Annotated in this window: 25 protein-coding genes; 15 read left to right on the plus strand and 10 right to left on the minus strand. The window is 72.7% G+C overall.

The window, feature by feature from the left end:
• Window positions 1–132: 132 nt before the first annotated feature.
• The 3 genes from ACTMSW_RS14290 (at window position 133) to ACTMSW_RS14300 (ending at window position 2,247) form a co-directional block, all read left to right on the plus strand.
• Window positions 133–342 carry a DUF397 domain-containing protein gene (locus tag ACTMSW_RS14290; protein ID WP_441181091.1) on the plus strand — a complete coding sequence of 70 codons (210 nt, stop codon included), beginning with the start codon at window positions 133–135 and terminating at the stop codon, window positions 340–342.
• Between the two features lie 108 nt (window positions 343–450).
• On the plus strand, window positions 451–930 hold the full coding sequence (locus ACTMSW_RS14295) for an SRPBCC family protein (RefSeq protein WP_441181092.1): 480 nt from the start codon (window positions 451–453) through the stop codon (window positions 928–930).
• A 63-nt stretch (window positions 931–993) separates the two neighbouring features.
• Window positions 994–2,247: an outer membrane protein assembly factor BamB family protein gene (locus ACTMSW_RS14300; RefSeq protein ID WP_441181093.1), complete on the plus strand. Its 1,254-nt coding sequence runs from the start codon at window positions 994–996 to the stop codon at window positions 2,245–2,247.
• 124 nt (window positions 2,248–2,371) lie between these two features.
• Here ACTMSW_RS14300 and hisC read toward each other — a convergent pair whose 3' ends face one another.
• The 3 genes from hisC to hppD form a co-directional block, all read right to left on the minus strand.
• On the minus strand, window positions 2,372–3,475 hold the full coding sequence (gene hisC / locus ACTMSW_RS14305) for a histidinol-phosphate transaminase (protein WP_441181094.1): 1,104 nt from the start codon (window positions 3,473–3,475) through the stop codon (window positions 2,372–2,374).
• Window positions 3,472–4,419, minus strand: a complete 948-nt coding sequence (locus tag ACTMSW_RS14310; RefSeq protein WP_441181095.1) for an RDD family protein — start codon at window positions 4,417–4,419, stop codon at window positions 3,472–3,474. Before ACTMSW_RS14310 ends, hisC begins: the two co-directional genes overlap by 4 nt.
• Before the next feature lie 174 nt (window positions 4,420–4,593).
• A complete protein-coding gene (hppD, locus tag ACTMSW_RS14315; RefSeq protein ID WP_441181096.1) occupies window positions 4,594–5,799 on the minus strand; it encodes a 4-hydroxyphenylpyruvate dioxygenase in 1,206 nt (401 codons plus the stop codon).
• Between the two features lie 142 nt (window positions 5,800–5,941).
• On the opposite strand from hppD, the gene ACTMSW_RS14320 reads away from it, so the two are divergent.
• Window positions 5,942–6,436, plus strand: coding sequence for an Lrp/AsnC family transcriptional regulator (locus ACTMSW_RS14320; RefSeq protein ID WP_441181097.1), 495 nt, complete (start codon window positions 5,942–5,944; stop codon window positions 6,434–6,436).
• A 54-nt stretch (window positions 6,437–6,490) separates the two neighbouring features.
• Here the strand turns inward: ACTMSW_RS14320 and ACTMSW_RS14325 are convergent, their stop codons facing one another.
• Window positions 6,491–7,477, minus strand: coding sequence for a helix-turn-helix domain-containing protein (locus tag ACTMSW_RS14325; protein WP_441181098.1), 987 nt, complete (start codon window positions 7,475–7,477; stop codon window positions 6,491–6,493).
• Between the two features lie 64 nt (window positions 7,478–7,541).
• On the opposite strand from ACTMSW_RS14325, the gene ACTMSW_RS14330 reads away from it, so the two are divergent.
• The 4 genes from ACTMSW_RS14330 (at window position 7,542) to ACTMSW_RS14345 (ending at window position 13,582) form a co-directional block, all read left to right on the plus strand.
• Window positions 7,542–8,801: an MFS transporter gene (locus ACTMSW_RS14330; RefSeq protein ID WP_441181099.1), complete on the plus strand. Its 1,260-nt coding sequence runs from the start codon at window positions 7,542–7,544 to the stop codon at window positions 8,799–8,801.
• Between the two features lie 203 nt (window positions 8,802–9,004).
• Window positions 9,005–10,345 carry an outer membrane protein assembly factor BamB family protein gene (locus tag ACTMSW_RS14335; RefSeq protein ID WP_441181440.1) on the plus strand — a complete coding sequence of 447 codons (1,341 nt, stop codon included), beginning with the start codon at window positions 9,005–9,007 and terminating at the stop codon, window positions 10,343–10,345.
• Window positions 10,346–10,448: 103 nt separating this feature from the next.
• Window positions 10,449–12,116, plus strand: a complete 1,668-nt coding sequence (locus ACTMSW_RS14340; protein ID WP_441181100.1) for a fumarate hydratase — start codon at window positions 10,449–10,451, stop codon at window positions 12,114–12,116.
• 56 nt (window positions 12,117–12,172) lie between these two features.
• Window positions 12,173–13,582: a class II fumarate hydratase gene (locus ACTMSW_RS14345; protein WP_441181101.1), complete on the plus strand. Its 1,410-nt coding sequence runs from the start codon at window positions 12,173–12,175 to the stop codon at window positions 13,580–13,582.
• Here ACTMSW_RS14345 and ACTMSW_RS14350 read toward each other — a convergent pair.
• A complete protein-coding gene (locus ACTMSW_RS14350) occupies window positions 13,579–13,866 on the minus strand; it encodes a hypothetical protein (protein WP_441181102.1) in 288 nt (95 codons plus the stop codon). The genes ACTMSW_RS14345 and ACTMSW_RS14350 overlap by 4 nt on opposite strands.
• Before the next feature lie 257 nt (window positions 13,867–14,123).
• Here ACTMSW_RS14350 and ACTMSW_RS14355 point away from each other — a divergent pair, with 257 nt between their 5' ends.
• Together ACTMSW_RS14355 and ACTMSW_RS14360 are read left to right on the plus strand one after the other, a co-directional pair.
• Complete coding sequence (locus tag ACTMSW_RS14355) at window positions 14,124–14,936, plus strand: helix-turn-helix domain-containing protein (RefSeq protein ID WP_441181103.1); 813 nt, start codon at window positions 14,124–14,126, stop codon at window positions 14,934–14,936.
• Window positions 14,927–15,115 carry a DUF397 domain-containing protein gene (locus ACTMSW_RS14360; protein ID WP_441181104.1) on the plus strand — a complete coding sequence of 63 codons (189 nt, stop codon included), beginning with the start codon at window positions 14,927–14,929 and terminating at the stop codon, window positions 15,113–15,115. The genes ACTMSW_RS14355 and ACTMSW_RS14360 overlap by 10 nt, the downstream gene beginning before the upstream one ends.
• 71 nt (window positions 15,116–15,186) lie before the next feature.
• On the opposite strand, the gene ACTMSW_RS14365 is transcribed toward ACTMSW_RS14360, so the two are convergent.
• Entirely contained in the window at window positions 15,187–15,732 is a 546-nt protein-coding gene (locus tag ACTMSW_RS14365) for a CGNR zinc finger domain-containing protein (protein ID WP_441181441.1), read from the minus strand.
• Between the two features lie 85 nt (window positions 15,733–15,817).
• Here ACTMSW_RS14365 and ACTMSW_RS14370 point away from each other — a divergent pair, with 85 nt between their 5' ends.
• From ACTMSW_RS14370 to ACTMSW_RS14380, 3 genes are all read left to right on the plus strand, one after another.
• A complete protein-coding gene (locus ACTMSW_RS14370; RefSeq protein WP_441181105.1) occupies window positions 15,818–16,783 on the plus strand; it encodes an EamA family transporter in 966 nt (321 codons plus the stop codon).
• A 16-nt stretch (window positions 16,784–16,799) separates the two neighbouring features.
• Window positions 16,800–17,507, plus strand: a complete 708-nt coding sequence (locus ACTMSW_RS14375) for an HAD family hydrolase (protein ID WP_441181106.1) — start codon at window positions 16,800–16,802, stop codon at window positions 17,505–17,507.
• Window positions 17,508–17,575: 68 nt separating this feature from the next.
• The gene (locus ACTMSW_RS14380) at window positions 17,576–19,261 is read left to right on the plus strand and encodes a S8 family serine peptidase (RefSeq protein ID WP_441181107.1); all 1,686 of its coding nucleotides are present in this window, start codon (window positions 17,576–17,578) and stop codon (window positions 19,259–19,261) included.
• A 62-nt stretch (window positions 19,262–19,323) separates the two neighbouring features.
• Here the strand turns inward: ACTMSW_RS14380 and ACTMSW_RS14385 are convergent, their stop codons facing one another.
• The 3 genes from ACTMSW_RS14385 to ACTMSW_RS14395 all read right to left on the minus strand — a co-directional run bounded on the left by ACTMSW_RS14385 (window position 19,324) and on the right by ACTMSW_RS14395 (window position 21,250).
• Window positions 19,324–19,749 carry an endonuclease domain-containing protein gene (locus ACTMSW_RS14385; RefSeq protein ID WP_441181108.1) on the minus strand — a complete coding sequence of 142 codons (426 nt, stop codon included), beginning with the start codon at window positions 19,747–19,749 and terminating at the stop codon, window positions 19,324–19,326.
• 23 nt (window positions 19,750–19,772) lie between these two features.
• On the minus strand, window positions 19,773–20,255 hold the full coding sequence (locus ACTMSW_RS14390) for a hypothetical protein (protein ID WP_441181109.1): 483 nt from the start codon (window positions 20,253–20,255) through the stop codon (window positions 19,773–19,775).
• Window positions 20,256–20,503: 248 nt separating this feature from the next.
• The gene (locus tag ACTMSW_RS14395) at window positions 20,504–21,250 is read right to left on the minus strand and encodes an IclR family transcriptional regulator (protein ID WP_441181110.1); all 747 of its coding nucleotides are present in this window, start codon (window positions 21,248–21,250) and stop codon (window positions 20,504–20,506) included.
• 62 nt (window positions 21,251–21,312) lie between these two features.
• Here ACTMSW_RS14395 and cysS point away from each other — a divergent pair, with 62 nt between their 5' ends.
• Together cysS and rlmB are read left to right on the plus strand one after the other, a co-directional pair.
• Entirely contained in the window at window positions 21,313–22,728 is a 1,416-nt protein-coding gene (gene cysS / locus ACTMSW_RS14400; protein ID WP_441181111.1) for a cysteine--tRNA ligase, read from the plus strand.
• Window positions 22,728–23,861, plus strand: coding sequence for a 23S rRNA (guanosine(2251)-2'-O)-methyltransferase RlmB (gene rlmB, locus ACTMSW_RS14405; protein WP_441181112.1), 1,134 nt, complete (start codon window positions 22,728–22,730; stop codon window positions 23,859–23,861). The genes cysS and rlmB overlap by 1 nt, the downstream gene beginning before the upstream one ends.
• 137 nt (window positions 23,862–23,998) lie before the next feature.
• Here the strand turns inward: rlmB and ACTMSW_RS14410 are convergent, their stop codons facing one another.
• Complete coding sequence (locus ACTMSW_RS14410) at window positions 23,999–25,090, minus strand: ABC transporter ATP-binding protein (protein ID WP_441181113.1); 1,092 nt, start codon at window positions 25,088–25,090, stop codon at window positions 23,999–24,001.
• Between the last annotated feature and the right edge of the window lie 85 nt (window positions 25,091–25,175).

The following is a 25,175-nucleotide window of genomic DNA, read 5'->3' on the forward strand; positions in this document are numbered from 1 at the left end:
GGTCCGACCCCGGAGCGCCGTTGCGCCGTTGATCGTCCGGATTCCGTCGCCACGCCGCGCCGGACCGGGACGGCTCCCGTCCGGTTCCCGGACCCGGCTCCGGCTGGCGTCCCGTCGGACAGGAGAGTGACGATGAACGATCTCGCGGGCGCGATCTGGCGCACCAGCAGCCGCTCGAACGACCAGGGTCTCTGCGTGGAGGTGGCCGACAACCTGGTCGGCGTCCTCGGCGTGGTGGCCGTACGCGACTCGAAGGACCAGGCCGGTCCCACGCTCGCGGTCAGCCCGCCGGGGTGGGACGCGTTCGTCCGGGCGATCCGGGTCGGTCAGTTCCGGTCCTGACCGCGCGGCCGGTCGTGCTGCGTACGGGGTTCCCGGAGGTGGGAATTTCCGCTTCGGGGACCCCGCACCGCGCTCACCCGGCGTACCGTCGACGCCACGGGAGGTGGCATGTCGACGGTGACGGCAACGGAACTCATCGAGGCGCAGGCCGCCGACCTGTGGCGTCTGCTGACCGACCTGGGCCTGCGCTCCGGCCGGCCGGGTGCCGTCGGCCCGGTCGAGGTCCTCACCACCGGCCGGTTCGGGCCGGGCACGGCCTGGCGGGAGACCCGCAGCCACGCCGACGGCTCACCGCTGGTCGAGGAGTTCGTGGTGATCGAGGAGCAGCCGCGGCACCGGCTGGTGCTCAGCTCGCCCGGCGCCGGCGTCGACTACCGGATCACCTGGACGCTGCGCCCGGTGGAACGGCGTGGCCGTGGCTGCACCGCTGTGACGGTCACGCAGGAGGCGGTGCCCGTCGCGCCGTACGGCCGCGTGGTGGCGTTCCTGCTCGGCGGGCTCGCCGCCCGGGCGGGCGAGGGCGCGCTCCGTCGTGACCTCGCCGACCTCGCCGCCGCCGCCCGTCGCCGCACCACCGAGGCGGCCTGACCGCCCACCACCTGACCGGTGCCCGTCGCCCGGCGCTGGGTAGGGTGCCGGACGGAGGTGCGCATGGGGTTCCCGAAAGGCCGGCGTCGGCTCGTACTTGCCGTCGCCGTGCTGCTCGCCGCCGTCGTGGCCGGGGCCGTGGTCTGGCGGGTACTCGCACCCGCCGAGGTGAGCACCCCCGCCCGCGGCGCCTACCCGGCGGCGCCCACGCCGACGCCCGGCGTGGTCGCCCGGCTGCCGGTCGCCCCGCTGATCGTGGACGGTCGTCTCCGGGTGTACGCGGGGAACCGCCAGGTCTACGCCGACCGGCCGGTGCACAACCGCTACCGCGCCACCCCGTACTGGTCGTACCGCCGCTGGCCGGCGACCCTGGAAGGGGTGGTGAGCACCGGCACGACGGTGGTGAGCCGCTGGTCGGACGGGCGGCTGGTGGGCCTGGACGCGCGTACCGGCCGGGTGTCCTGGTCCGTCGACGGACCGGAACCGGTCGGCGATCCGACGGTGCGACGCACGCGCGCGGCGACCGTGTGGGAACCCCGCGGCCTGTTCGTCACGGAGCCGGCCGGTGGCCCTCCGGTGGTCGTGTCCGGGGGGCGGGGCCGGATGGTCGCCGTCGATCCGGCCGGCGGCCGGGAACTCTGGCGGACCGACGTGGACGCCGGATGTCGCGACACGCTCGGCACCACGTCGACCGGCCGGCTGGTCACGGTGGACGGATGCGCGGGGCCGGCCGTCGTGGAGTTCACCGACGCCGCCACCGGCACGGTGGGTGCCCGCTGGCGCCCGCCGGGGGCCGCCGACGAGCTGATGGTGACCCTGCTGGGGTGCCGGTCCGGCCGTTCCGGCTGCGCCGGCCTGCGTACCGCCGGGCCGGAGGACGGCACGGGTCAGGGCTGGCTGCTCGGCGACGCCGCTCCCGTCGCCGCGCCGAGCCTGGATGCGGCCGGCGCGGAGCTGGCCGGGGAGGTCGCGGTCGCCGTCACCGACGGGGCGCTGGTGGGACGCGCGGCGCGGACGGGTGCCGAGTTGTGGCGGCGGGGCGGCCTGGGCGAGGCCCGGGTGATCGCCGTCCAGCCCGGCCGGGTGCACGTGCTGACCCCGGCGAACGACCTCCTGACCGTGGACCCCGCCACCGGGACGCAGCGGTCGTGGTTCGTGTTGAACATCGGGTCGGACGGGACGGGTTGGGCGGCCGGAAAGGTGCACGCGGCGTACGGTTTCGTCGCGGTGGAGCGACTCCGGAGGCCGGTCGACCCGGAGGGGGAGGACCGGCTCTACTTCTACAACTCGGAGCCGGTGATCCTGGCGGCGACGTGAAAACCCGGCCTGATGGATAAAAAGGACATAAGGTACCAATGGCCGCACAGATGTTCCGCGTGCTCCCGGGCCGGTCCGCTAGGGGATGGCGGACCGGCCCGGTCACCACGCCGGTGCGCCCGTCTCAGGCCAGCGCCGCCTCGGCGGCCGCCAGGAAGGCGTCGTTCTCCGCGGGGGTGCCGATGGTGACCCGGACGCCGTCGCCGGGGAACGGCCGCACGATCACGCCCCGCGACTCGCACGCCTTGCCGAAGTCCACGGCCCGGTCGCCGAGCGGCAGCCAGACGAAGTTCGCCTGGCTGGTGGGCACGTCCGGGACGAGCTTGCGCAGCGCCTCGGTGACCCGGTCGCGCTCGGCGACGACAAGCGCGCACCGCCGCTCGACCTCGGCGGCCTGTGCGAGCGCCGCCAGCGCGCCGGCCTGGGCGGCCATGCTGGTGGAGAAGGGCGTGACCACCTTGCGTACCGCCCCGGCGACCGCCGGCTGGGCGGCCAGGAAGCCGATCCGCAGACCGGCCAGGCCCCATGCCTTGGACAGCGTGCGCAGCACGGCCACGTTGGGCCGGTCGAGGTAGGTCAGGCCGTCGGGCACCTCGGGATCGGTGACGAACTCCCGGTACGCCTCGTCGATGACCACCAGCACGTCGTCGGGGACCGCGTCGAGGAAGCGGTCCAGCTCGGCCCGGCGTACCGCCGTGCCGGTCGGGTTGTTCGGGTTGCAGACCAGGATCATCCGCGTCCGGTCGGTCACCGCCGAGGCCATCGCGTCCAGGTCGTGCCCGTGCCCGGCGTCGTTCGGGACCCGCACGCTGGTCGCGCCGCTGGTCGCCGCGATGATCGGGTACGCCTCGAACGAGCGCCACGAGTAGAGCAGTTCGTCGCCGGGCAGGCAGGTGGCCCGGACCAGGTGTTCGGCCAGCGCCACCGACCCGCATCCGGTGGCGACCTGCTCGACGTCGACCGCGTACCGCTCGGCCAGTGCCTCGCGGAGCGCCACCACGCCCATGTCCGGGTAGCGGTGCACCCCGGCGGCGGCCTCTGCGACCGCCTCCACCACGCCGGGCAGCGGGCCGTACGGCACCTCGTTGCTGGCCAGCTTGATCGCCTCGGACAGGCCCAGCTCGCGCGCCAGGTCGGCGGGGCTGCGCCCGGGTACGTAGTTGGGCAGCGCGTCGAGGTCGGCGCGGGTGAGACGCAGCGCCGGCTGGTGACGTCCGGTGTCGGTCATGGGGTGTCTCCCGGGGGTTCGGAGCGGTCCTTCGGGGTGGTACGGGGGGTGCGGCGGTCCTGGACCACCACCGTCTGCGCCCGCTTGTCGTGCAGGGCCTGGCGCAGCGGGTGGTCGAAGAGCGGGGACAACGCGTCGAGGAGTTGCAGGGCGAAGCCGAGGCAGAAGCAGGGCCAGAGCAGGGTGGGCAGGCCGAGGGTGTTCCACCGGCGCAGCGCGCGGCCGAACCCGAGCGGCTCGTCGGCGGCGATCGGCACCGCCCGGATGCCCAGCAGCCGCTTGCCGAGGGTCTGCCCGCCGGACGCCATGGACGGCACCTCGTACGCCAGCCACAGCGCGGCGGCGATCAGCAGGATGACGATGAGCAACGAGTCGGCCTGCTGGCCCGGCTCGGGCAGCGGGTCGGTCGTCGTCTCCCGGGCCTCCACGCGACGCCACCACTCGGCGAAGGTCGGTTCGAGTTCCCGTGCCAGTCGCCAGACGAACCAGCCGTTGACGACGGCGTTGAGCGCGAAGACGATCGCGAAGTCGATCAGGCGGGCTACCAGCCGGGCGCCGTACCCGGCCAGCGGCAGTCCGTGCGGCCGGGGCTCCGGTGGGCGTACCGGCCACGCACCGGCCTGCCATCCCGGCGGCGGTCCGTAGCCGGGGTACGGCTGCCCGGGGTACGGCTGGCCCGGGTGAGGTTGGCCCGGGTGGGGCTGGCCCGGCCCGGTCGTCGGGCTGACCGGGTACGGCCGGGCCGACGCGGGAGCCGGTTGCGGAGCCGCGGGGGACGACGGCGTCGCGGCCGGTGCCGGCGGTGCGGGTGGCTCCTCCGGGGGCGGGCCGGCCGGCGGCGTGGCGTCCACCGGGATGGGCGCGCCGATCCAGCCCTCGCCGTCCCAGTACCGCCGGGTGTCGGGGTCGGCCGGGTCCACGTACCAACCGGGTGCGATGCTCACGTCGCCGCCTTGCTGTGCTCGTTCACGCAGCAACCTTAACGACGGCGCCGCGCGGGGAAGCCGAGGCCGTGTTGGCGACAGCTTCGGGGAAGATGCTGGCTGCGGCGCCGGGGAGGGAGCATCTTCCCCGAAGCTGTCGACGGAACCGCCGGCGGTACGGGGTGCGGCGGCGCGTCAGAGGTTGCCGCGCTTCTCCTGCTCACGCTCGATGGCCTCGAAGAGGGCCTTGAAGTTGCCCTTGCCGAAGCCGAGCGAGCCGTGCCGCTCGATCAGCTCGAAGAAGACCGTCGGGCGGTCCTGCACCGGCTTGGTGAAGATCTGGAGCAGGTACCCGTCCTCGTCCCGGTCGACCAGGATCTTGCGGGACTTCAGCTCCTCGATCGGCACCCGCACCTTGCCGATGCGGGCGCGCAGCTCCGGGTCGTCGTAGTACGAGTCCGGGGTCTCCAGGAACTCGACGCCGGCCGCGCGCATCGCGTCGACGCTGGCCAGGATGTCGTTGGTGGCCACGGCGATGTGCTGGGCGCCCGGGCCCTGGTAGAACTCCAGGTACTCGTCGATCTGCGACTTCTTGCGGGCGATCGCCGGCTCGTTGAGCGGGAACTTCACCTTGCGGGTGCCGCTCGCGACGACCTTGCTCATCAGCGCCGAGTAGTCGGTGGCGATGTCGTCGCCGATGAACTCCGCCATGTTCGAGAAGCCCATGACCCGCTTGTAGAAGTCGACCCACTCGTCCATGCGGCCCAGCTCGACGTTGCCGACGACGTGGTCGACCGCCTGGAAGAAGCGCTTCGGCTGGAGGCCGGCGTCGATCATCGGCTGCCGGTCCACGATCGGCTTGCGGGCCACGAAGCCGGGCAGGAACGGGCCGGTGTAGCGGGACCGGTCGACAAGCGTGTGCCGGGTGTCGCCGTACGCGGCGATGGCGGCCATCCGGACGGTGCCGTGCTCGTCGCTGACGTCGTGCGGCTCGACCAGGCCGGTCGCGCCCTGCGCGGTGGCGTGGGCGTAGGCCGCGTCGACATCCGGCACCTCCAGCGCGATGTCCGAGACACCGTCGCTGTGCTTCGTCACGTGCTCGGCGAGGGAAGCGTCCGGGCGGACCGCGCCGGTCAGCACGAACCGGGCCGAGCCGCTGGTCAGCACGTACTGGGCATGGTCGCGGTAACCCTGCTCGGGCCCCCGGTACGCCACGCAGGTCATGCCGAACGCGGTGGAGTAGTAGTGCGCGGCCTGCTTGGCGTTGCCGACCAGGAAGTGCACGTGGTCCAGGCCCTTGACCGGGAACGGGTCGTGGCTGATGTCGTGGTCGACGGCGCCGACCAGCCGGTCGACGTCGACCTCCTCGGTCGACTGGGGTCGGTCGATCGCCTGGGTCATGGTGGCCTCCCTCGCGTACCGGCCGGCCTCGTGGGCCGCCCTTTTCCGGTGCTTCTTCCGCGAATATCGCGGGGTCGGCGCGTACTGGGCAACTGTCGCCAAAATGGCTGGTCAGGTTGCACAAGGAGTAGGGTCGGACCCCGTGAACACTGGTCAGGATGTACAGCTCGACGCGCTGGACGCGCGACTGATCGAACTGCTCGCCGAGGAGCCCCGGATCGGGGTGCTGGAGTGCTCGCGGCGGCTCGGGGTGGCCCGCGGCACCGTCCAGGCCCGTCTGGACAAGCTCCTCGACCGGGGCGTCGTGGGCGGCTTCGGCCCGGAGGTGTCGCCCGCCGCCATCGGGTTCACCGTGACGAGCTTCGTGACGCTGGAGATCAGCCAGCGGCACGGTCACGATCCGGTCACCCGGCACCTGGCGGGGATCCCCGAGGTGCTGGAGGCGCACACCATCACCGGCTCCAGCGACCTGCTCTGCCGGATCGTGGCCCGCTCCAACACCGATCTCCAGCGGGTGATCGACCAGATCGTCTCGTACGAGGGGATCCGGCGGGCGTCGACCATCATCGCCCTGGCCGAGCAGATCCCGTACCGGGTGCTGCCCCTCGTACGCTCCGCCGCGGCAGGCAAGGTGTAAGGAAGGGCCCCCGCTTAACGCCTGCGGTAGAGGAAGGGCCCCTTCTTAACCGCCTCAGCCGCTGGCGAGGGCGTCGCCGAGCGGGGTGCGGCGGTAGAGGACGGTCCGGCCGGCGCGGGTGCCGGCGACCAGCCCGGCGGTGCGCAGTACGGCGAGGTGGTCGCCCACCCCGCCCAGGCTCAGGCCGAGCTGGGCGACGAGCTGGCTGGTGGTGGCCGGTACGGCCAGGGCCCGCAGCACCGCCGCCCGGCCCCGCCCGACCAGCCGGTCCAGCGCGTCCTCCGGGCGGCCCGGGTCCGGTGGGCCGAGCAGCTCCGCGATCCCGGAGGCCCGGTAGACGATCGCGAACGGCCACGGCGGGTCGACATAGTTGATCATGCTGCCGAAGACGGTAGGGATGAAGAGGAGTCCCTGACCGTCCAGCGAACACGTGCGCGGGTTGGCGTCGGCCACCTCGATCGCCCCCAGGTCGCCGTCCGCGACCCACCGCAGCCGCGGGTCCAGGTCCGCGACGGCCGCACCCCAGCCGTACGCGAGCAGCCGGCCGGCCCGGTGCAGCAGGTCCCGCTCCAGGATGGCCCGCAGCCGGGGCCAGTCCGGCTCGACCAGCGTCGCCCAGGCCGCCTCGATCGCTTCGGCCAGCAGGTCCACCACGTCCGCCGAGTCGAAGATCCGCCGGGCGTACGCCGGGGGCGCGCGATGGCCGGCGAGGTTGCGCCGCAGTTCGTCGCGGGCCTGTGCCAGTGGGGTGGCCCGTACCACGGCCACCTCGTCGGCGAAGGTGCGACCGGTGCCGGCCGGCGGGGGCTGGATGAAGTCCGCGTTGTAGCCGCCCCGGCGCAGCAGGGCCAGGAACGCCCCGACCGCCGGCCGCTCCCGGCGCAGCCGCTCGTAGGCCGGACGGACCCGGGCCACCCAGGGTGCCAGGGCGGGCGTGGAGCGCTGACCGGCGCACAGCCGCAGCGCCGACACCGCCTCGCCCAGTGGGGAGATCCCGTACCGGCTGGCCGCGATGTCGGCCGGGGTCACCTCGATCCGCACGCTCCACCTTTCGTCGCCCAGCGAAAGGATAGAGACGGCGACCGGCGAGCGGCACGCTGACCCGGTGACCACCACCAGCACCGTCGGGGCCTCGGACGCCACCGACCGCCCCGCCACCTTCCGGGACGTCTTCGCCGTCCGGGAGTTCCGGGTTCTCTTCGCGAGCTTCGGCGTCTTCCTCATCGGCGAGACGGTCAAGATGCTCGCCCTGTCGGTGCTGGTCTACGAGCGCACCGGCTCGGGACTGCTCGCCGCCCTCGCGTACGTCACCGGGTTCCTGCCGCACGCCCTCGGCGGGGTGTTCCTGCTCGCGCTCGCCGACCGCTGGCCACCCCGGGCGCTGATCGTCGGCTACGACCTGCTGCGGCTGGCCACGGTGGCGGTGCTCGCCTCCGGCGTGCTCTCCCCGGGGGCCATGCTCGGGCTGGTCGCCGTCGTCGGCCTGTTCGGACCGGTGAGCAGCGCCTCCCGCGCCGCACTGCTGCCCGAGATCCTGCGCGGCGACGCGTACGTGCTGGGGCGCTCGCTGCTCACCATGGCCTCCGGCGGCACCCAGGTCGCCGGGTTCGCGGTCGGCGGGCTGCTCCTGGCGCTGGTCGGTCCGTACGGCGCGCTCTGGCTGACCGCCGCCACCTGCGCCCTCTCGGCGTTGCTGGTCCGCGTCGGGCTGCGCGCCCGTCCGGCCCGTGCCCGTGCCGGCACGGCCGGACGCGAGGGTGCGGTCCGCCAGACCTGGCGGGTCAACCGGGCACTCCTCGCCGACCGGCGGGTCCGGGGACTGCTGCTGGCCCAGTGGCTGCCCGGCTCGCTGCTGGTGGGGGCCGAGGGGGTCGCCGTGCCGTACGCCGCGGGGCTGGGACCGGGGGCGAGCGCGGGTGTGCTGCTGATGGCGGGGGCGTTCGGAATGCTCGTCGGTGACCTGCTGGTGGGGCGGTTCGTGGCCCCGGCCCGCCGGGAGCGGTGGACGCCGTGGCTGGCGGTGCTGCTCGGCGTACCGATGCTGGTCTTCGTGGCCCGGCCCGCCCTCTGGCCGGCGGCGGTCCTCTTCACGGTGTCCACCGCCGGCTTCGCCTACCAGCTCGGGCTGGCCCGGCGGTTCCTCGACGCGGTGCCCGAAGCGCGACGGGGGCAGGCGTTCGGGCTGCTCAGTACCGGCATGATGGCCGTACAGGGCGGGGCGGCGGCGGGTGCCGGTGCGCTCACCGAGGTGCTCGCGCCGGGCGTCGTGATGGCGCTGTCCGGCGCCGCCTCGCTCGTCTGCACCCTCGCACTGTGGCGGGTGCTGTCGCCGGTCGTCGCCAAGCCCCCGCCGCTCGGGCGTTAACAAGGGGCCCTTCCTCTACACCAGACGTTAAGAAGGTGCCCTTCCTTTCACGACACGCGGTGTGGGCGGGCGCGCGGACGGCTCCGGGTGGCTACCGTGTCCGGGTGAACGGGAGCCGCCTCGGTGTGCGTGGCTGGCTTCTGCTCGGCCTGGTCACGGTGGTGATCCTCGCGGCCACCGGCGTCTGGAACCCGTTCCCCCGGATGTGGGACTGGGTCAACCGCAGCCAGCCCATCTCCTCGCCCGACGTCGTCTGGCAGCAGCGCATCGGCGGTACCCCGCGCAGCGTGACCATCGCCGGCGACGCCGTCGTGGTCGAGCAGCGCACCCGCGTCGAGGCGCGCGGCCTGGCCACCGGTAGCAGGCTCTGGGAGCGCAAGGCCGACTGGGCCGCGGTCGCCGGGGCCGACCGGGACGCCGTCGTCGTCGTGGGCAAGCTCCTGGTCAAGGGGTACGAGGTGCTGGACCCCACCACCGGCGCGACCCGGCGGCGCGACGGCGACGCGGTGGCCGTGTGGACGTACCGCAACCTGCTGCTGGACGCCCGGTGCGTCGACGCCACGGACTGCACGATCAGCGCCTGGGACCCGCGCGGGACGGCTCCGTTGTGGACCGCGTTCGTCCCCGGCGTCCGCAGTGGGCTCCTCGGCGACAACCCCGGCCTGCTCGACACCCGTCGCCTCGACGCGCTGCGTATCGACGAGGAGGTGGCCGGTCCGGAACCGGTGCCGGGTCTGCTGGGCTTCCCGATCGACGGCCGGGTGCACGTGCTGGACACCGCCACCGGCCGGGTGCTCGCCGACATCGAACCAGGCCGCGAGGAGCGGCTGTCGGTGGTCGGTGGTCGGCTGCTACGGATCAACGCGCGGTCCCAGGACGGGAGCTGCTACTTCGCCATCTCCGCCCGCGACCCGGCCACCGGTCAGGAGACGTGGCAGCGGGCCGGCCTCAACCTGCGCACCGCCGACAGCGCCGGCTGCGTGCAGCGGGAGGACCCGCAGGGCGCGCGGAGCGTGCTCCTGGGCGTGGCCCCGGACGGCCGCGAGGCGGTCCTCGACGGGTACGACGGGCGGCTGCTCCTGGTCGCGGCCCGCAGCGAGCGGGTGCTCGCCGTGGACGACCGGTACGCCCTGGTCCGGTCGGCCGACAAGGGCTCGGTCAGCGGCCGGGACCTGGGTGGCGGGCGGGTCCGGTGGAGCCGCGCAACGGGCGCGAAGGCCGGCGCGGCGCTCACCCCGTACGCGGCGGTGATCGCCGACGAGAAGCCGTCCCGACTGGTCGCGCTGAACCCGCGTACCGGTGCCGAGCTGGCCGTCCTGCGAACGTCCGCGAACGCCCTCGCGGTCGGCCCGAACGGGATGATCATCGGGGAGGGGCGGGAGATCGGCTACGTGCGTTTCGGTGGCGCGGCCGGCGCACCGCCCGGCTCGGGCCGTGATCCCGCGCCCGGCCCGGCGGGCACCGGTGGGGTCCCCGCGCCGGAGGACAGCTGCGGCCCGAAGCGGGAGCAGTGCCCCGACCCCGACCCGGGCAAGGACGGCTGAGCGGGCCGACCCGCCGGCGTCCGGCCGTCCGGGTGAGAGCGGCGTCCCAGGACGCACCCGGCGGGTGGGACTGATCGACCGTCCTGCCCTAGGCTTTCCGCTCATGAGCAGTGCCGCCGCGTTCTCGTACGCTCCCTTGCTGCCGACCGGTCCGGACCAGACGGAGTACCGCCTGGTCACCGACGAGGGCGTCGACGTCGTCAACGGTCCGGGGGGCCGCCGGTTCCTCACCGTGGAGCCGGCCGCGCTCACCGCGCTGACCGCCGAGGCGATGCACGACATCGCCCACTTCCTGCGTCCCGCGCACCTCGCGCAGCTCCGGTCGATCATCGACGACCCGGCCGCCTCGCCGAACGACCGTTTCGTGGCGCTCGACCTGCTGCGCAACGCCAACATCGCCGCCGGTGGCGTCCTGCCGATGTGCCAGGACACCGGCACCGCGATCGTGATGGGCAAGCGGGGTCGGCACGTGCTCACCGACGGCGGCGACGCCGAGGCCATCTCGCGCGGCGTCTACCAGGCGTACACGAAGCTGAACCTGCGCTACTCGCAGCTCGCCCCGCTGACCATGTGGGACGAGCGGAACACCGGCAGCAACCTGCCCGCCCAGGTGGAGCTGTACGCCGAGGACCCGGACGGGCACCCCGACGCGTACAAGTTCCTCTTCATGGCCAAGGGCGGTGGCTCGGCCAACAAGTCCTACCTCTACCAGGAGACGAAGGCGCTGCTCAATCCGACGCGGATGATGCAGTTCCTGGAGGAGAAGCTGCGGCTCATCGGCACCTCGGCCTGCCCGCCGTACCACCTGGCGATCGTCATCGGCGGCACCTCCGGCGAGTACGCGCTGAAGACCGCCAAGTACGCCAGCGCCAAGTACCTCGACGCGCTGCCCACCTCCGGCTCGATGACCGCGCACGGCTTCCGGGACCTGGAGCTGGAGGCGGAGGTGCTGGAGCTGACCCGCAACTTCGGCATCGGCGCGCAGTTCGGCGGCCGGTACTTCTGCCACGACGTCCGGGTGGTGCGGCTGCCCCGGCACGGCGCGTCCTGCCCGGTGGCGATCGCCGTCTCCTGCTCGGCGGACCGGCAGGCGGTCGCGAAGATCACCCCGTCCGGTGTGTGGCTGGAGCGCCTGGAGACCGACCCGGCGCGCTTCCTGCCCGACGTCACCGACGAGACTCTGGACGCCGAGCTGGTCGTCAAGGTCGACCTCAACCGGCCGATGGACGAGATCCGGGCCGAGCTGTCGAAGTACCCGGTGAAGACCCGGCTGTCGTTGAGCGGTCCGCTGGTCGTCGCCCGGGACATCGCCCACGCCAAGATCGCCGAGCGGCTCGACGCGGGTGAGTCGATGCCGCAGTACCTCCGCGACCACGCCGTCTACTACGCCGGTCCGGCCAAGACCCCCGAGGGGTACGCCTCCGGCTCGTTCGGCCCGACCACAGCCGGCCGGATGGACGCGTACGTGGAGAAGTTCCAGGCGGCCGGCGGCTCGCTGGTGATGCTGGCCAAGGGCAACCGGTCGGGCCAGGTCACCCGCTCCTGCGCGCAGCACGGCGGCTTCTACCTCGGCTCGATCGGCGGCCCGGCCGCCCGGCTCGCCCAGGACTGCATCAAGCACGTCGAGGTCCTGGAGTACGCGGAGCTGGGCATGGAGGCGGTCTGGAAGATCGAGGTGGAGGACTTCCCGGCCTTCATCGTGGTCGACGACAAGGGCAACGACTTCTTCGCCGAGGTCACCAAGCCGGTGCTGACCGTCGGCCGCCGCTGACTGCTCGTCGATCTGGACTCAGCGATCATCTGCACGTTGCCGCCGGGCGCGGCAGGATGGTACGCGTGACGACTCCAGAGGCAGCGGGTTACCGGATCGAACGCGACTCGATGGGCGAGGTGGAGGTGCCCGCCGAGGCGCTGTGGCGGGCGCAGACCCAGCGCGCGGTGCAGAACTTCCCGATCTCCGGCCGGGGCATCGAGCCGGCCCAGATCCGAGCCCTGGCCCAGATCAAGGGAGCCGCCGCCCAGGTCAACGGTGAGCTGGGGGTGATCGACGCCAACGCCGCCGCCGCCATCGCCGCCGCCGCGGCGCACGTGGCCGACGGCGGGTACGACGACCAGTTCCCCGTGGACGTCTTCCAGACCGGGTCCGGCACCTCGTCGAACATGAACACGAACGAGGTCATCGCCACGCTGGCCAGCCGGGAGCTGGGCCGGGACGTGCACCCGAACGACGACGTCAACGCCTCCCAGTCCAGCAACGACGTCTTCCCGTCCTCCATCCACCTGGCCGCCACCGAGGCGGTCGCGCGGGACCTGCTGCCGGCGTTGTCGCACCTGGCGCAGGTGCTGGAGGACAAGGCGGTGGAGTTCGCGACCGTGGTCAAGGCCGGCCGTACCCACCTGATGGACGCCACGCCCGTGACCATGGGGCAGGAGTTCGGCGGGTACGCCGCGCAGGTCCGCTACGGCATCGAGCGGCTCGACGCGGCGCTGCCGCGCCTGGCCGAGCTGCCGCTCGGTGGTACCGCCGTGGGCACCGGCATCAACACCCCGTTGGGCTTCGCCGCCCGGGTCGTCGAGCGGCTGCGGGACTCGACCGGGCTGCCGCTGACGGAGGCGCGCAACCACTTCGAGGCGCAGGGCGCGCGGGACGCGCTGGTGGAGACCTCCGGCCAGCTCCGTACGGTCGCCGTCGGGCTCTACAAGATGGCCAACGACATCCGCTGGATGGGTTCCGGTCCCCGGGCCGGCCTGCGTGAGCTGCGCATCCCGGATCTCCAGCCCGGCTCGTCGATCATGCCGGGCAAGGTGAACCCCGTGGTCGCCGAGGCGATGCGCCAGGTCTGCGCCCAGGTCATCGGCAACGACGCGACGGTGGCGTTCGCCGGCTCGCAGGGCGACTTCGAGCTGAACGTCATGCTCCCCGTGATGGGTCGCAACCTGCTGGAGTCGATCCGGTTGCTCGCCGCGTCGAGCCGGCTCTTCGCCGACCGCCTGGTGGTCGGCCTGGTCGCGGACGCCGAGGTCTGTCTGGCGTACGCGGAGGGCTCGCCGTCGATCGTCACCCCGCTCAACCGCTACCTCGGGTACGACGAGGCCGCCTCGATCGCGAAGGAGGCCCTCGCGAAGCAGATCTCCATCAAGGAGGTCGTACTGGCCCGGGGGCACGTGACCTCCGGCAAGCTCACCGAGGTCCAGCTGGAGGAGGCCCTGGACCTGCTCCGCATGACGCACCCCTAGCCGGGCCGCGACCGCCCGTCCTCGGGCCAGCGTGGTCCGATGCGGGACGCCCAGGCCAGGAAGCGGTCGAAGAGGTCTCTCGGGTCGGGGCCGTCGTGCGGGTTGAGCCGGTACAGGTCCGCCACCGCGTCGTGCAGCAGCGTGCAGAGATACACGTGCAGCCCCACCGGGTCCGTGGCGTACTCCCGGGACAGGCCGAGGCGCGCCGTCCCGCAGGGCCAGGGCGCCGCGCAGGCTCGGCAGAGCCAGATCGGCCGGAGCGCGGTGTGGGGTGGCACAGGCATGTGCGGGGTCCTTTCGAGCTGACTCGTCTGTGACGTCAGCCGGTGGTGGGCGGGGACCGCCCGGCCGGGGGAGCGGGCGGTCCCGCGCGGTGCGCCGGACCGGGGACGGGCCGATCGCGCCGCTCTTCACACTCTGCTGTGGTGCCCACTACGGTCGGAAGTGTTCCCGGCCATGGCCGTGGCGGCTCTGCGATCCGGGGTCGCCGGGCTGGTGGCCCGGTGGAGTGGATCGGCGCGGCGGTGGAGGGCGGCTGGCGATGGCGGTGGGGCGGACGACGGCGGCGGGATTCCTCGTCGGGGAGCTGCGACGGGCCCGGATGCGGCGCGGCCTGAGCCAGGACGAGCTGGCCAGGGCGGTGAACTACTCGGCCTCCATGGTCAGCGCGGTGGAAATCGGCCAGCAGCCGCCCACCGCGAAGTACCTGGAGATGGTCGACCGCGCCCTCGACACCGACGGCCTCTTCGGCCGCATGCTCACCGACCTGGTCAGCCTGGACCGCACCCAACCCTGGCTTCGCGGCTGGCGGGCGATCCTGGAACAGGCCCGTGCGGTGCGCTGGTACGAACCTCGGTACGTTCCCGGCCTCTTCCAGACGGAGGCGTATGCGCGAGCGGTCTTCGAAGCCGGTGGTCTGTTGGACCCGGAGGAGGTGGAGCGCCGACTGGCCGATCGTCTGGAGCGGCAGGGGGTCCTCTATCGGGAGCGCCCGCCCTACGTCGTCGCCGTCATCGATGAGGCTGTTCTGCGTCGTCGAGTGGGGGACCGAAAGGTCATGCGCGAACAGGCCCTGCACCTCGCCCGGTTGACCACCGAACATCCGCGGATCCGGCTGCACGTCGTTCCCCAGACGGCTGAGGAGTATCCCGGCCTGGGCGGGCAGTTCGCCCTGGCGACTCTCCCCGACGGCACCGAACTCGCCTATCTCGACTGTCAGGTCCGCGGTCAGGAGCTTGATCGCCCCGAGGATCTCCTGCGACTGCAGGGGGTCTGGGAAGTTACCCTCGGCGAGGCATTGCCTCCGCACGATTCCGTCGAGCTGTTGAGGGAAGTGGCCGAGTCATGGAGCTGACCGACATCCGCTGGCGCAAGAGCAGCCGAAGCAACCAGGACGCCAATTGTGTCGAGGTGGCGACGGATCTGCGGGGCGTCGTCGGGGTGCGGGACAGCAAGGACCCGGCGGGACCCGTGCTGGGCTTCGACCCGTACTCCTGGCGGATCTTCGTGGCGGCGCCGCCGCGGCGGCCGTGACCGCCGCGCCCGGAGCGGACGCCGTGGCCGGCTGATTCATCGACGACATCAGCTCGACAGCGCGCGAGCGGTCAGGTGCGCGCAGCGGCCTTGCGCGCGCGGTAGGCGGTCACGGCGGCGCGGTTGCCGCAGGTGGCGTCGCAGAAGCGGCGGGAGCGGTTCTTCGACAGGTCGACCAGGACGTTGTCGCAGTCGGGGTGGTCGCAGATCCGCAGCCGTCCCAGCTCCTCGCTGCGCACCAGGTCGGCCAGCGCCATCGCGGCCTCGACGGCCATCCGGGTGGCGAGCGGGGCGTCGCGCGGCACGGCGTGGAAGTGGTACGGCTCGTCGTCGTGCGTGATGAGCTGCGGCAGGGCCTGGTTCTCGCGGAGCAGCCCGTTGACGATGGTGACGATCTCGTCGGTGTCGGCGTGCCAGACGCGCCGCAGTCGGGGTCGCAGCTGCCGGACCGCCGCGAGCTCGGCCTCGGTGTGCTCGTGCCGTCCGGTGTAGGTGTGCGCGACGAAGAACGCGTCCAGGGCGGCAACGTCGGGCAGCCCCTCGGCGTCCCGGCCGTCGGTGTTGACGAGCGCGGCGGCGCTGATCAGCGCACATTCGGTGTCATGGGCAAAAAGCAACTTGACTCCTGTCATCGCCCGACCGTAGCGTCATCGGCGTAACTCTAGTTTGCCCATGACTTCCGGCCTCGCCAAGGAGAGAACGATGCGCCAACCCTCCGTCGGCGGTGCCGGCCTCGCCCTGGCCGTGCTGTCCGCGCTCACCTTCGCGACGTCCGGCACGTTCGCCCGCTCGCTCATCGACGCCGGCTGGTCGGCCGAGGCCCTGGTGATCGCCCGGGTGGGTCTCGCCGCCCTGGTGGTGGCGGTGCCGGCGATCCTGGCCCTCCGGGGTCGATGGGGGGTCCTGCGCGACAACCTCGCCTCCGTCGGCGTCTTCGGGCTGCTCGGCGTCGCGCTGGCGCAGGTGTGCTTCTTCAACGCGGTGCGGTACCTGCCGGTCGGCCTCGCGCTGCTGCTGGAGTACCTGGGGATCATCGTCGTGGTGGGCTGGATGTGGCTGGTCCACGGCCAGCGCCCGCGCCGCCTGACCGTGGCCGGCTCGGTCGCCGCCCTGGCCGGGCTGTTCCTCGTCCTCGACGTCGCCGGCGCCGAACGCCTCGACCCGATCGGCGTCCTGTGGGGGCTCGGCGCGGCCGTCGGGCTGGCCGGGTACTACGTCCTCGCCGGGCGGGTCGACTCCCGCCTCCCCTCGGTGGTGCTGGCGGCCGGCGGCATGGGCGTCGGCGCGGTCCTCCTGCTCGTGCTCGGCGTGGTGGGACTGCTGCCGCTGCGGGCCACCTTCGGCACGGTCGAGTTCGCCGGGCAGCAGACCGACTGGTGGGTGCCGGTCGCGGGTCTGGTGCTCGTGGCGGCGGTCGTCGCGTACCTGGCCGGGATCGCCGGTGCCCGCATCCTCGGTGCCCGGCTGGCGTCGTTCGTCGGCCTGACCGAGCTGATGTTCGCCGTCCTCATCGCCTGGTTGGTGCTGGACGAGGTGCTGACCGTGCAGCAGCTCGGCGGTGGCGCGCTCATCGTCGCCGGGGTGGCGCTGGTCCGGCTCGACGAGCTGCGTGACCCCACTCCGGCACCCGCGCCGGCACCGGAACCGGCGCTGGCCGGCGACCGCTGACCAGGGGAGCGGTCCGGTGCTGACCACGGTCGTCTTCGACGCCGACGAGACGCTGCTCGACCTGCGGCCAGCGGTGACCGGCGGGCTGGTGGCCGTACTCGAGCAGATGCGGCGGCTGACCCCGGCGGCGGCCGAGGTGTCCCTCGCGGACCTGGAGTCGGACTGGCACACGGTCTTCGGCGCGCGGACGTCCGCGCCCGTCGTGGAGATCCGGCGGGCCGCGCTGGCCCGGTCCCTGGCCCGCGCCGGGCTCGACGGCCACCTCGACGACCTCGCGGCGCTCTTCTTCACGCGGCGGTTCGCGCTGACCCGGCCCTATCCCGACGTGCCGCCGGCCCTCACCGCCCTGCGGCGGCGGTGGACGCTGGGCTACGCCACCAACGGCAACAGCCGCGCCGAACGCTGCGGGCTCGCCGACGAGTTCGCCTTCGAGATCTACGCTCACGACGGCGGCCTGCCGAAGAAACCCGACCCCGAGTTCTACGCGGCGGTGGTCGCGGCCGCAGGAGTGCCGGCCGGGCAGATCGCGTACGTCGGTGACTCGCTCGTCCACGACGTGCTCGGGCCGCAGCGAGCCGGGCTGCGCGGCGTCTGGCTGAACCGTCACGGCCTACCCCGCCCGCCCGACGTGCGGCCGGACGCCGAGGTGAGCAGTCTCGACGACCTTCCCGACGCCCTGCTCGAACTTCAGGACCAAGCCGAATTTACGGATGTAAACGGATAGGTGTCTGGCGGAAACCATCGCGGCCTGTTCTGATGACCCCACGTCCCTCAACGAGAGGATCCGATGTGGTGAGCAAGCGCTTCACCGCTGGTGCCGTCGCTACCGCGGCGGTACTGGCATTGACGGTCACCGGGCTGAGTGTGCCGGCCGGCGCCGCGCCGAGCAGTTCCCGGACGTTCACGGTGGTGGCCGAGGACGGCACCACTGCGGACGCCGCAGTCGCCGCCATTAAGGCGGCCGGCGGGACCGTGGTCTCCCGGACCGACGACGTCGGCATGTTCCAGGTGACCAGTGACCGGGCGGACTTCGCGGCGAAGGCGATCGCGTCCCCGGCCCTGATCGGTGCGGCGGAGCAGAAGGCGATCGGTCGCAAGCCGAAGCTCGACCGGGTCGAGCAGGAAAACCTCCTGGCCGCTGCTGCCCAGAAGGGCACCGCTGCCAAGCGGGTCAAGAAGATGGACCCGCTGGACGAGAAGCTGTGGGGCCTGGACATGATCCGGGCCGACCAGGCGCGGAAGATCGAGCCGGGTGACCGGCGGGTCACGGTCGGCGTGCTGGACACCGGTCTGGACGCCAGCAACCCGGACATCGCGCCCAACTTCAACTGGGCACTGTCGCGCAACTTCGCGCCCGACATCGTGGACATCGACGGTGCCTGCGAGGTGCCGAGCTGCCTGGACGCGGTCGGCACCGACGACGGCGGGCACGGCACCCACGTGGGTGGCACGATCGGCGCCGCCGCCAACGGCTTCGGTCTCTCCGGCGTCGCGCCGAACGTCTCCCTGGTCGAGCTCAAGGGCGGTCAGGACTCGGGCTACTTCTTCCTGGACCCGGTGGTCCAGTCGCTGGTGCACGCCGGCCGGTCCGGGCTCGACGTGGTCAACATGTCGTTCTACGTCGACCCGTGGCTCTACAACTGCACGGCCAACCCGGCCGACTCCCCGGAGGACCAGGCCGAGCAGCGGGCCATCATCAAGGCGATGAAGCGGGCCCTCAACTTCGCCCACAACCGGGGTGTCACCCTGGTCGGCGCTCTCGGAAACAACCACGAGGACCTGGGCGCTCCGCGTACCGACACCTCGAGCCCGGACTACGGTGCGGACCCGTACCCGCGCGAGATCGACAACGAGAGCTGCTGGGACCTGCCGGCCGAGGGCCCGAACGTGATCGGTGTGTCGGCGGTCGGCCCGTCCGGCAAGAAGTCGGACTACTCGAACTACGGCACCGAGCAGATCTCGGTCGCCGCGCCGGGTGGCTGGTTCCGTGACGGCTTCGGCACCGACACCTACCGCGCCGACGCCAACATGATCCTCTCGGCGTACCCGAAGAAGGTACTCCAGGAGGAGGGCTCGGTCGACGAGCAGGGCAACATCCTGCCGGAGTTCGCGGAGTCGGTCTTCAAGGAGTGCAAGGCCAACGGTGAGTGCGGGTACTACACCTACCTGCAGGGCACGTCGATGGCGGCGCCGCACGCGTCCGGCGTGGCCGCGCTCATCGTCAGCCGGTACGGCAAGGTGGAGCGTCGGGGCGGCTTCGGCCTGAACCCGGACGTGGTGGAGCAGCACCTCTACCGCACGGCGGCCGAGCACGCCTGCCCGGAGCCGCGCCTCCAGCAGTACCGCAACGAGGGCCGCGACGAGACCTACGACGCGTACTGCGCCGGTGGTCTCAACTTCAACGGCTTCTACGGGTACGGCATCGTCGACGCCTACGCGGCGGTGAAGACCCCGCTCAAGCCGAACGCCCGTCCGTAAAGGGTGAACTCCGCTGGGCCCGGTCGACCACGGTCGGCCGGGCCCTCGGCATTCCCCCCGGGTCATCGGTGCCAGCCGCGGGCGGTCAGCGCGGCCCGCACCTCACGCAGGACGCCGGGGAAGTCCCGGTGCAGGCGGCGGCTCGTCACGTGCAGCACCAGCCAACCGGAGGCGACGAGCCCGTTCAGACGCGCCCGGTCGACGTGCAGCCGGTCGGCCTCGGCGTGCCACTGCCCGTCGTACTCGACGGCGACCCGGTGCTCCGGCCACGCCAGGTCCGGATGCACCACCAGCCCGGACGGCAGGCGCACCGGATGCTGGGTGACCGGCCGGGGCATCCCGGCCAGCACCAGCCGCAACCGCAGGTGCGACTCCGGCGGGGACTGCGCACCGGCGTCCGCCAGACCGAACAACCAGCTCGCCCGCCGTCCCCCGGGCCGGTCGACGTTGCGCGCGGCGATGTCGGTGAGGGCGTCACAACTGGTCAAGCCTGTTCGGAGCAGAGAGTCGATCACCCCGATCGCCCGCAGCGGATCCAACCAGACGCCGTCTCCCAGGCCGCGGCCGTCGTGCCCGTCCTGGGCAGTCGGCTGGCCAGGGGTGCCGGCTTGTCTGCCCATGGGGCCGGAATGCGGACGGAGGCGGTCGCGGGGCCCACGGTGTGCACACGGAGACCTCGCTGCGGACCCGCGCGGAGCTGGCGGGGGACCAGGACGTGCACGTCGTCGGTGAAGGTGGCGGCATGGTCGACGCCGTGCAGGTGGGCCGAGGAGGGGCCCGCGATCCGCGCCCCGGACGGCAGGCGCAGCAGAGCGGCCCGGCAGGCGAGGGCGTGATCCCGATCGAGGCGGGCGTCGGCGTACACGTCGTGGCGCAGGCGGACCCAGGCCGAGCTTCGCAGTTGGTGCTCGCTGAGCAGGTTCTTGCGGACGGCGTCCGAGCCGCGGAAGACCTGCCAGGCCAGGGCGCTGGGGCGGTGGGGTGCCGGTGGCATGCCGACAGCCTGAGCTGGGTGGACGCCCAGTCGATACCCCTGTGGACAACCGGCGGGCGCAGCGCGGCCGTCCCCTGTGGACATGGCGTTCGTCCGACGTCAGATGTGGTATGGCGGCTTGTGATCAACTCGATGTCAACGACATCGGGGTGTCGAGGCGCGGCGGAAACGCCGATGTGCCTGACACCGAGTCGATCAAGACCGCGCAGCGCCGGGCGGGCCGTGCAGGTGGGGTGGGGTGGGGTGGGTCAGCGTAGGGCGGTGGCGATCGCCTCGGCGGCGGCGGTGACCTGGGCGCCGACCGTGGTCACGTCCAGCGGCGCAAGCGCCACCACGCCGACGCTCGCCTCCAGGCCCGGTACGCCGAGGACCGGAGCGGCCACCCCGTACGCCCCGGGTTGCAGCTCCCCGACGGTGCTCACCGGGCCGGCGGCGCCGGACCGGCCGGCGAGGATGGCCTGACCGGCCGCGCCGCGTTCGAGCGGGTGCCGGGCGCCCGTCCGGTACGCCACATGGAACGACGTCCAGCTCGGCTCGACCACGGCCAGGGCCACTCCTTCGCCGCCCTCGACGACGGTGAGGTGGGCCGTGGCCCCGGCCTGCTCGGCGAGCCGGCGCAGCGCCGGCAGCGCGCCCTCGGCGAGCAGCGGTTGGGCTCGGCGGGCCAGGTGCAGGACGCCGGCGCCGAGGCGCAGTCGGCCCTCCGGGTCGCGGCGCAGCATGCCGTGGCCGGTCAGCGGGCCGACCAGCCGGTAGACCGCCGCGCGACCGATGCCGAGCCGGTTGGCCGCCTCGGTGACGGTCAGTCCACCCGGCGCGTCGGCCACCAGGTGCAGCAGCCGCAGACCCCGGTCCAGCGTCTGCGCGGTCTCCCCACCGACGGTGACAACGGCCGGATCCGCGCTGGTGGGGGAGGCGGCACCGGTGCCGCCCGGACCGGCCACGCCGGCGGTCCGGCTCGTCGGGTCGCTGCCGGGTCGGGCCGTGGTGTCCACGCCAGCAGCGTACGACCCGGCTCCGGCCGACCCGGACAAGCGCCGACGGCTACCCTTGTACGGTGACGCTACGCCTCTATGACACCGCCACCCGATCGGTGCGGGACTTCGTCCCCCGGGAAGCCGGCAAGGTGGGCGTCTACCTGTGTGGTCTCACGCTCCAGGCACCCCCGCACATCGGTCACCTTCGCTCGGGCGTCAACTACGACGTGTTACGACGCTGGCTGCTGGTGGGCGGCTACGAGGTCACGTTCATCCGCAACCTGACCGACATCGACGACAAGATCCTCGTCAAGGCCGGCGAGCAGGGCCGGCCCTTCTGGTCGATCGCGTACGCGAACGAGCTGAAGCTGACCGAGGCGTACCGGGCGCTGAACGTGCTGCCGCCGACGTACGAGCCGCGCGCCACCGGGCACATCCCGGAGATGCACGAGCTGATCGCCAAGCTGATCGCCGACGGCCACGCCTATCCGGCGACCGACTCCTCGGGCGACGTCTACTTCGACGTGCGGTCCTGGCCGCCGTACGGGTCGCTGTCGAACCAGTCGCCCGACGACATGCAGTCCGCCGGGGACGCCCCGGAACGGGGCAAACGCGACCCGCGCGACTTCGCGCTGTGGAAGGGCGCCAAGCCGTCCGAGCCGGCCGACGCGTACTGGCCGTCGCCGTGGGGTCGGGGCCGGCCCGGCTGGCACATCGAGTGCTCGGCGATGTGCTGGCGTTACCTGGGCGCGGAGTTCGACATCCACGGGGGCGGGCTGGACCTGACCTTTCCGCACCACGAGAACGAGCTGGCCCAGTCGCAGGCCGCCGGGCTGCCGTTCGCCCGCTTCTGGGTGCACCACGGCCTGCTCAACATCGGCGGCGCGAAGATGGGCAAGTCCGCCGGCAACGCGCTCGACCTGACCTACGTCGACTCGCTGGGCGTACGCCCGGTGGAGCTGCGCTACTACTACGCCGCCGCCCACTACCGGTCGGTGATCGACTACTCGGAGGACGCGCTGCGTGAGGCGGCCGTCGCGTACCGCCGGATCGAGGGCTTCGTCCAGCGTGCGGCCGAACGGGTCGGCGCGGGGCAGCTCGGCGCGCTGCCGGCGGCGTTCACCGCCGCGATGGACGACGACCTGAACACCTCGGCGGGGCTGGCCGTGCTCCACGACGTGGTCCGGGACGGCAACACGGCGCTGGCCGGCGGCGACGATGTGACCGTCCGCACGGCGCTCGGCGCTACCCGCGCGATGCTGGATATCCTCGGGGTGGACCCCCTCGACCCGGCGTGGACCGGTGGTGGCCGTGCGGACGACCTGCGCGGCGTGGTGGACTCCCTGATCGCGCTGGCCCTGGAGCAGCGCGCGCAGGCGCGCGGCCGGAAGGACTGGGCCGCCGCGGACGCCGTACGCGACCAGCTCAAGCAGGCCGGTGTGGTGGTCGAGGACACCGCCCAGGGCCCCCGTTGGACTATTGGAGAGCAGGACTGATGGCCGGCAACTCGCAGCGCCGTGGTCGACGGCTGACGCCGAAGGCGGGCGCCCCCAAGGGCTCCGGCGGCAAGAACAAGGACTCCCTCGCCGGGCGGGGCAAAACCCTGCCCGCCGACGAGCGGCCCTGGCACAAGGCGTACTCGGGCACCGAGAAGCTGCCCCAGCGCACCGCCTGGAAGCAGGACAAGGAGCGCCGGGCGGCGGCCGAGGAGGGTCGGGCCCCGAAGATCGGCCAGCCCGGCAAGAAGGACACCACCTGGGGCAAGGGTGGCGGCCGCGGCACGCCGAGCACCGGTGGTCGCGGCGCGGCCGGCCGGGGCGGCAAGCCGACCGGTCGTGGTGGACCCCGGGTCGCACCCGGCCGCCGGTCCAACCCGTCGAAGGACAGCCCGGAGCTGCTGGTGGGCCGTAACCCGGTGCTGGAGTCGCTGCGTGCCCACGTGCCGGCGACCGCGCTCTACACCGCGCAGGGCATCGACGTCGATGACCGGATCAACGAGATCATCCGCACCGCCGCCGACCGGGGCATCGCGAACCTGGAGATCAGCCGGGCCGAGTTGGACCGGATGACCGGCGGCGTGCTGCACCAGGGCGTCGGCCTCCAGGTGCCGCCGTTCGCCTACGAGCCGTTCGAGGACCTGGTCTCGGCGGCCCTGGAGCAGCCCGCCCCGCTGCTGGTGGCGCTGGACGGGGTGACCGACCCGCGCAACCTCGGCGCGGTGATCCGCTCCGCCGCCGCCTTCGGCGCGCAGGGTGTCTTCGTACCCGAGCGGCGTGCCGCCGGGATCACCGCGACCGCCTGGCGCACCAGCGCCGGCGCGGCCGCGCGCGTCCCGGTCGCCCAGGTGACCAACCTGACCCGGTCGCTGAAGGCGTGTCAGGACGCCGGGTTCGTGGTGGTCGGCCTGGACGCCGACGGGGACACCGACCTCTACGACCTGGAGGCCGCCGTCGGCCCGCTGGTCGTCGTGGTGGGCTCCGAGGGCCGCGGGCTGTCCCGCCTGGTCGGTGAGACCTGCGACCTGACCGTCAGCATCCCGATGATCTCCGACGTCGAGTCGCTCAACGCGAGCGTCGCCGCCGCGGTCACCCTCGCCGAGGTGTCCCGCCGCCGGGCCGCCGAAGCCTGACCCGCACCGCACCCGCTTCCCTCGGGCGCGCACTTACAGAGAAAGAGTGGCCATCCGACGCGGATTGGCCACTCTTTCTCTGTAACTGCGGAAGGGGGCGGTCCGCCGAAGCGGACCGCCCCCTTCCGTGCGGTACGTCAGATACGGCTGCCGGTGGTGGCGTGGAAGACGTGGCTCTGGCCGGTACGCGGCTTGACGAAGATGGTGTCACCCATGTTCGGCATGGAGCGCCGGTCGGTGCGGACCACGAAGCGCTCGTTGGCGCCCTCCAGCGCGGCGTGCCCGTAGACGTTCGCGTCCGAGCCGAGGTCCTCGACCAGCTCGACGACGACGGGCATGCCGCCCTCGGTCGCGCCGACGATGTCGCAGTCCTCCGGGCGGAAGCCGACGGTCACCTTGCCGTTGCCGCCCTCCGCCTGGGCCGCCGAGACCTGCTCGCGGGTCAGCGGGATGTACATGTCGGCGAACTCCCCGCCCTGCTCCTTGAGCGGCACCGTCTTGATGTTCATGGCCGGGGAGCCGATGAAGCCGGCGACGAAGACGTTCGACGGGGTGTCGTACAGGGCGCGCGGGGTGTCCACCTGCTGGAGGACGCCGTCCAGCATGACCGCCACCCGGTGACCCATGGTCATGGCCTCGACCTGGTCGTGGGTCACGTAGACGGTGGTGATGCCGAGCTTCGCCTGGAGCGACGCGATCTGCGTACGGGTCTGCACACGGAGCTTCGCGTCGAGGTTCGACAGCGGCTCGTCCATGAGGAAGACCTGCGGCTCGCGGACGATCGCGCGGCCCATCGCGACACGCTGGCGCTGACCACCGGAGAGCGCCTTCGGCTTGCGGCTGAGGTACTCCTCCAGCTGGAGCAGCGCCGCCGCCTCCTTGACCCGCCGGTCGATCTCGCTCTTCGAGGTCTTGCGCAGCTTGAGCGCGAACGCCATGTTCTCGTACACCGTCATGTGCGGGTAGAGGGCGTAGTTCTGGAAGACCATCGCGATGTCGCGGGCCTTCGGCGGGAGGTGGGTGACGTCCCGGTCGTCGATGTAGATCGAGCCCTCGTCGACGTCCTCGAGACCCGCGAGCATGCGCAGGCTGGTGGACTTACCGCAGCCGGACGGGCCGACCAGGACGAGGAACTCGCCGTCGCCGATCTCCAGGTCGAGCTGGTTGACGGCGGGGCGCTCGGTGCCCGGGTAGATCCGGGACGCCTTGCTGTACGTGACCGTAGCCATGGGGGGATGCTTCCTTTCACCGGCAGGAACGTGCCGGACGATCCGAGTGAAGGAGCGGCCGACCCGTTACCGGACCGGCCCACGG

Source organism: Micromonospora sp. BQ11, from assembly GCF_052068135.1.
In the GTDB taxonomy this organism is placed as follows: Bacteria; Actinomycetota; Actinomycetes; order Mycobacteriales; family Micromonosporaceae; genus Micromonospora.

Coding starts and splice junctions, on each gene's coding strand:
- ACTMSW_RS14290 (WP_441181091.1), top strand. CDS start 133: ATGAACGATCTCGCGGGCGCGATCTGGCGCACCAGCAGCCGCTCGAAC.
- ACTMSW_RS14295 (WP_441181092.1), top strand. CDS start 451: ATGTCGACGGTGACGGCAACGGAACTCATCGAGGCGCAGGCCGCCGAC.
- ACTMSW_RS14300 (WP_441181093.1), top strand. CDS start 994: ATGGGGTTCCCGAAAGGCCGGCGTCGGCTCGTACTTGCCGTCGCCGTG.
- hisC (WP_441181094.1), bottom strand. CDS start 3,475: ATGACCGACACCGGACGTCACCAGCCGGCGCTGCGTCTCACCCGCGCC.
- hppD (WP_441181096.1), bottom strand. CDS start 5,799: ATGACCCAGGCGATCGACCGACCCCAGTCGACCGAGGAGGTCGACGTC.
- ACTMSW_RS14335 (WP_441181440.1), top strand. CDS start 9,005: ATGTGGGACTGGGTCAACCGCAGCCAGCCCATCTCCTCGCCCGACGTC.
- ACTMSW_RS14340 (WP_441181100.1), top strand. CDS start 10,449: ATGAGCAGTGCCGCCGCGTTCTCGTACGCTCCCTTGCTGCCGACCGGT.
- ACTMSW_RS14345 (WP_441181101.1), top strand. CDS start 12,173: ATGGTACGCGTGACGACTCCAGAGGCAGCGGGTTACCGGATCGAACGC.
- ACTMSW_RS14350 (WP_441181102.1), bottom strand. CDS start 13,866: ATGCCTGTGCCACCCCACACCGCGCTCCGGCCGATCTGGCTCTGCCGA.
- ACTMSW_RS14355 (WP_441181103.1), top strand. CDS start 14,124: ATGGCGGTGGGGCGGACGACGGCGGCGGGATTCCTCGTCGGGGAGCTG.
- ACTMSW_RS14360 (WP_441181104.1), top strand. CDS start 14,927: ATGGAGCTGACCGACATCCGCTGGCGCAAGAGCAGCCGAAGCAACCAG.
- ACTMSW_RS14370 (WP_441181105.1), top strand. CDS start 15,818: ATGCGCCAACCCTCCGTCGGCGGTGCCGGCCTCGCCCTGGCCGTGCTG.
- ACTMSW_RS14390 (WP_441181109.1), bottom strand. CDS start 20,255: ATGCCACCGGCACCCCACCGCCCCAGCGCCCTGGCCTGGCAGGTCTTC.
- rlmB (WP_441181112.1), top strand. CDS start 22,728: ATGGCCGGCAACTCGCAGCGCCGTGGTCGACGGCTGACGCCGAAGGCG.
- ACTMSW_RS14410 (WP_441181113.1), bottom strand. CDS start 25,090: ATGGCTACGGTCACGTACAGCAAGGCGTCCCGGATCTACCCGGGCACC.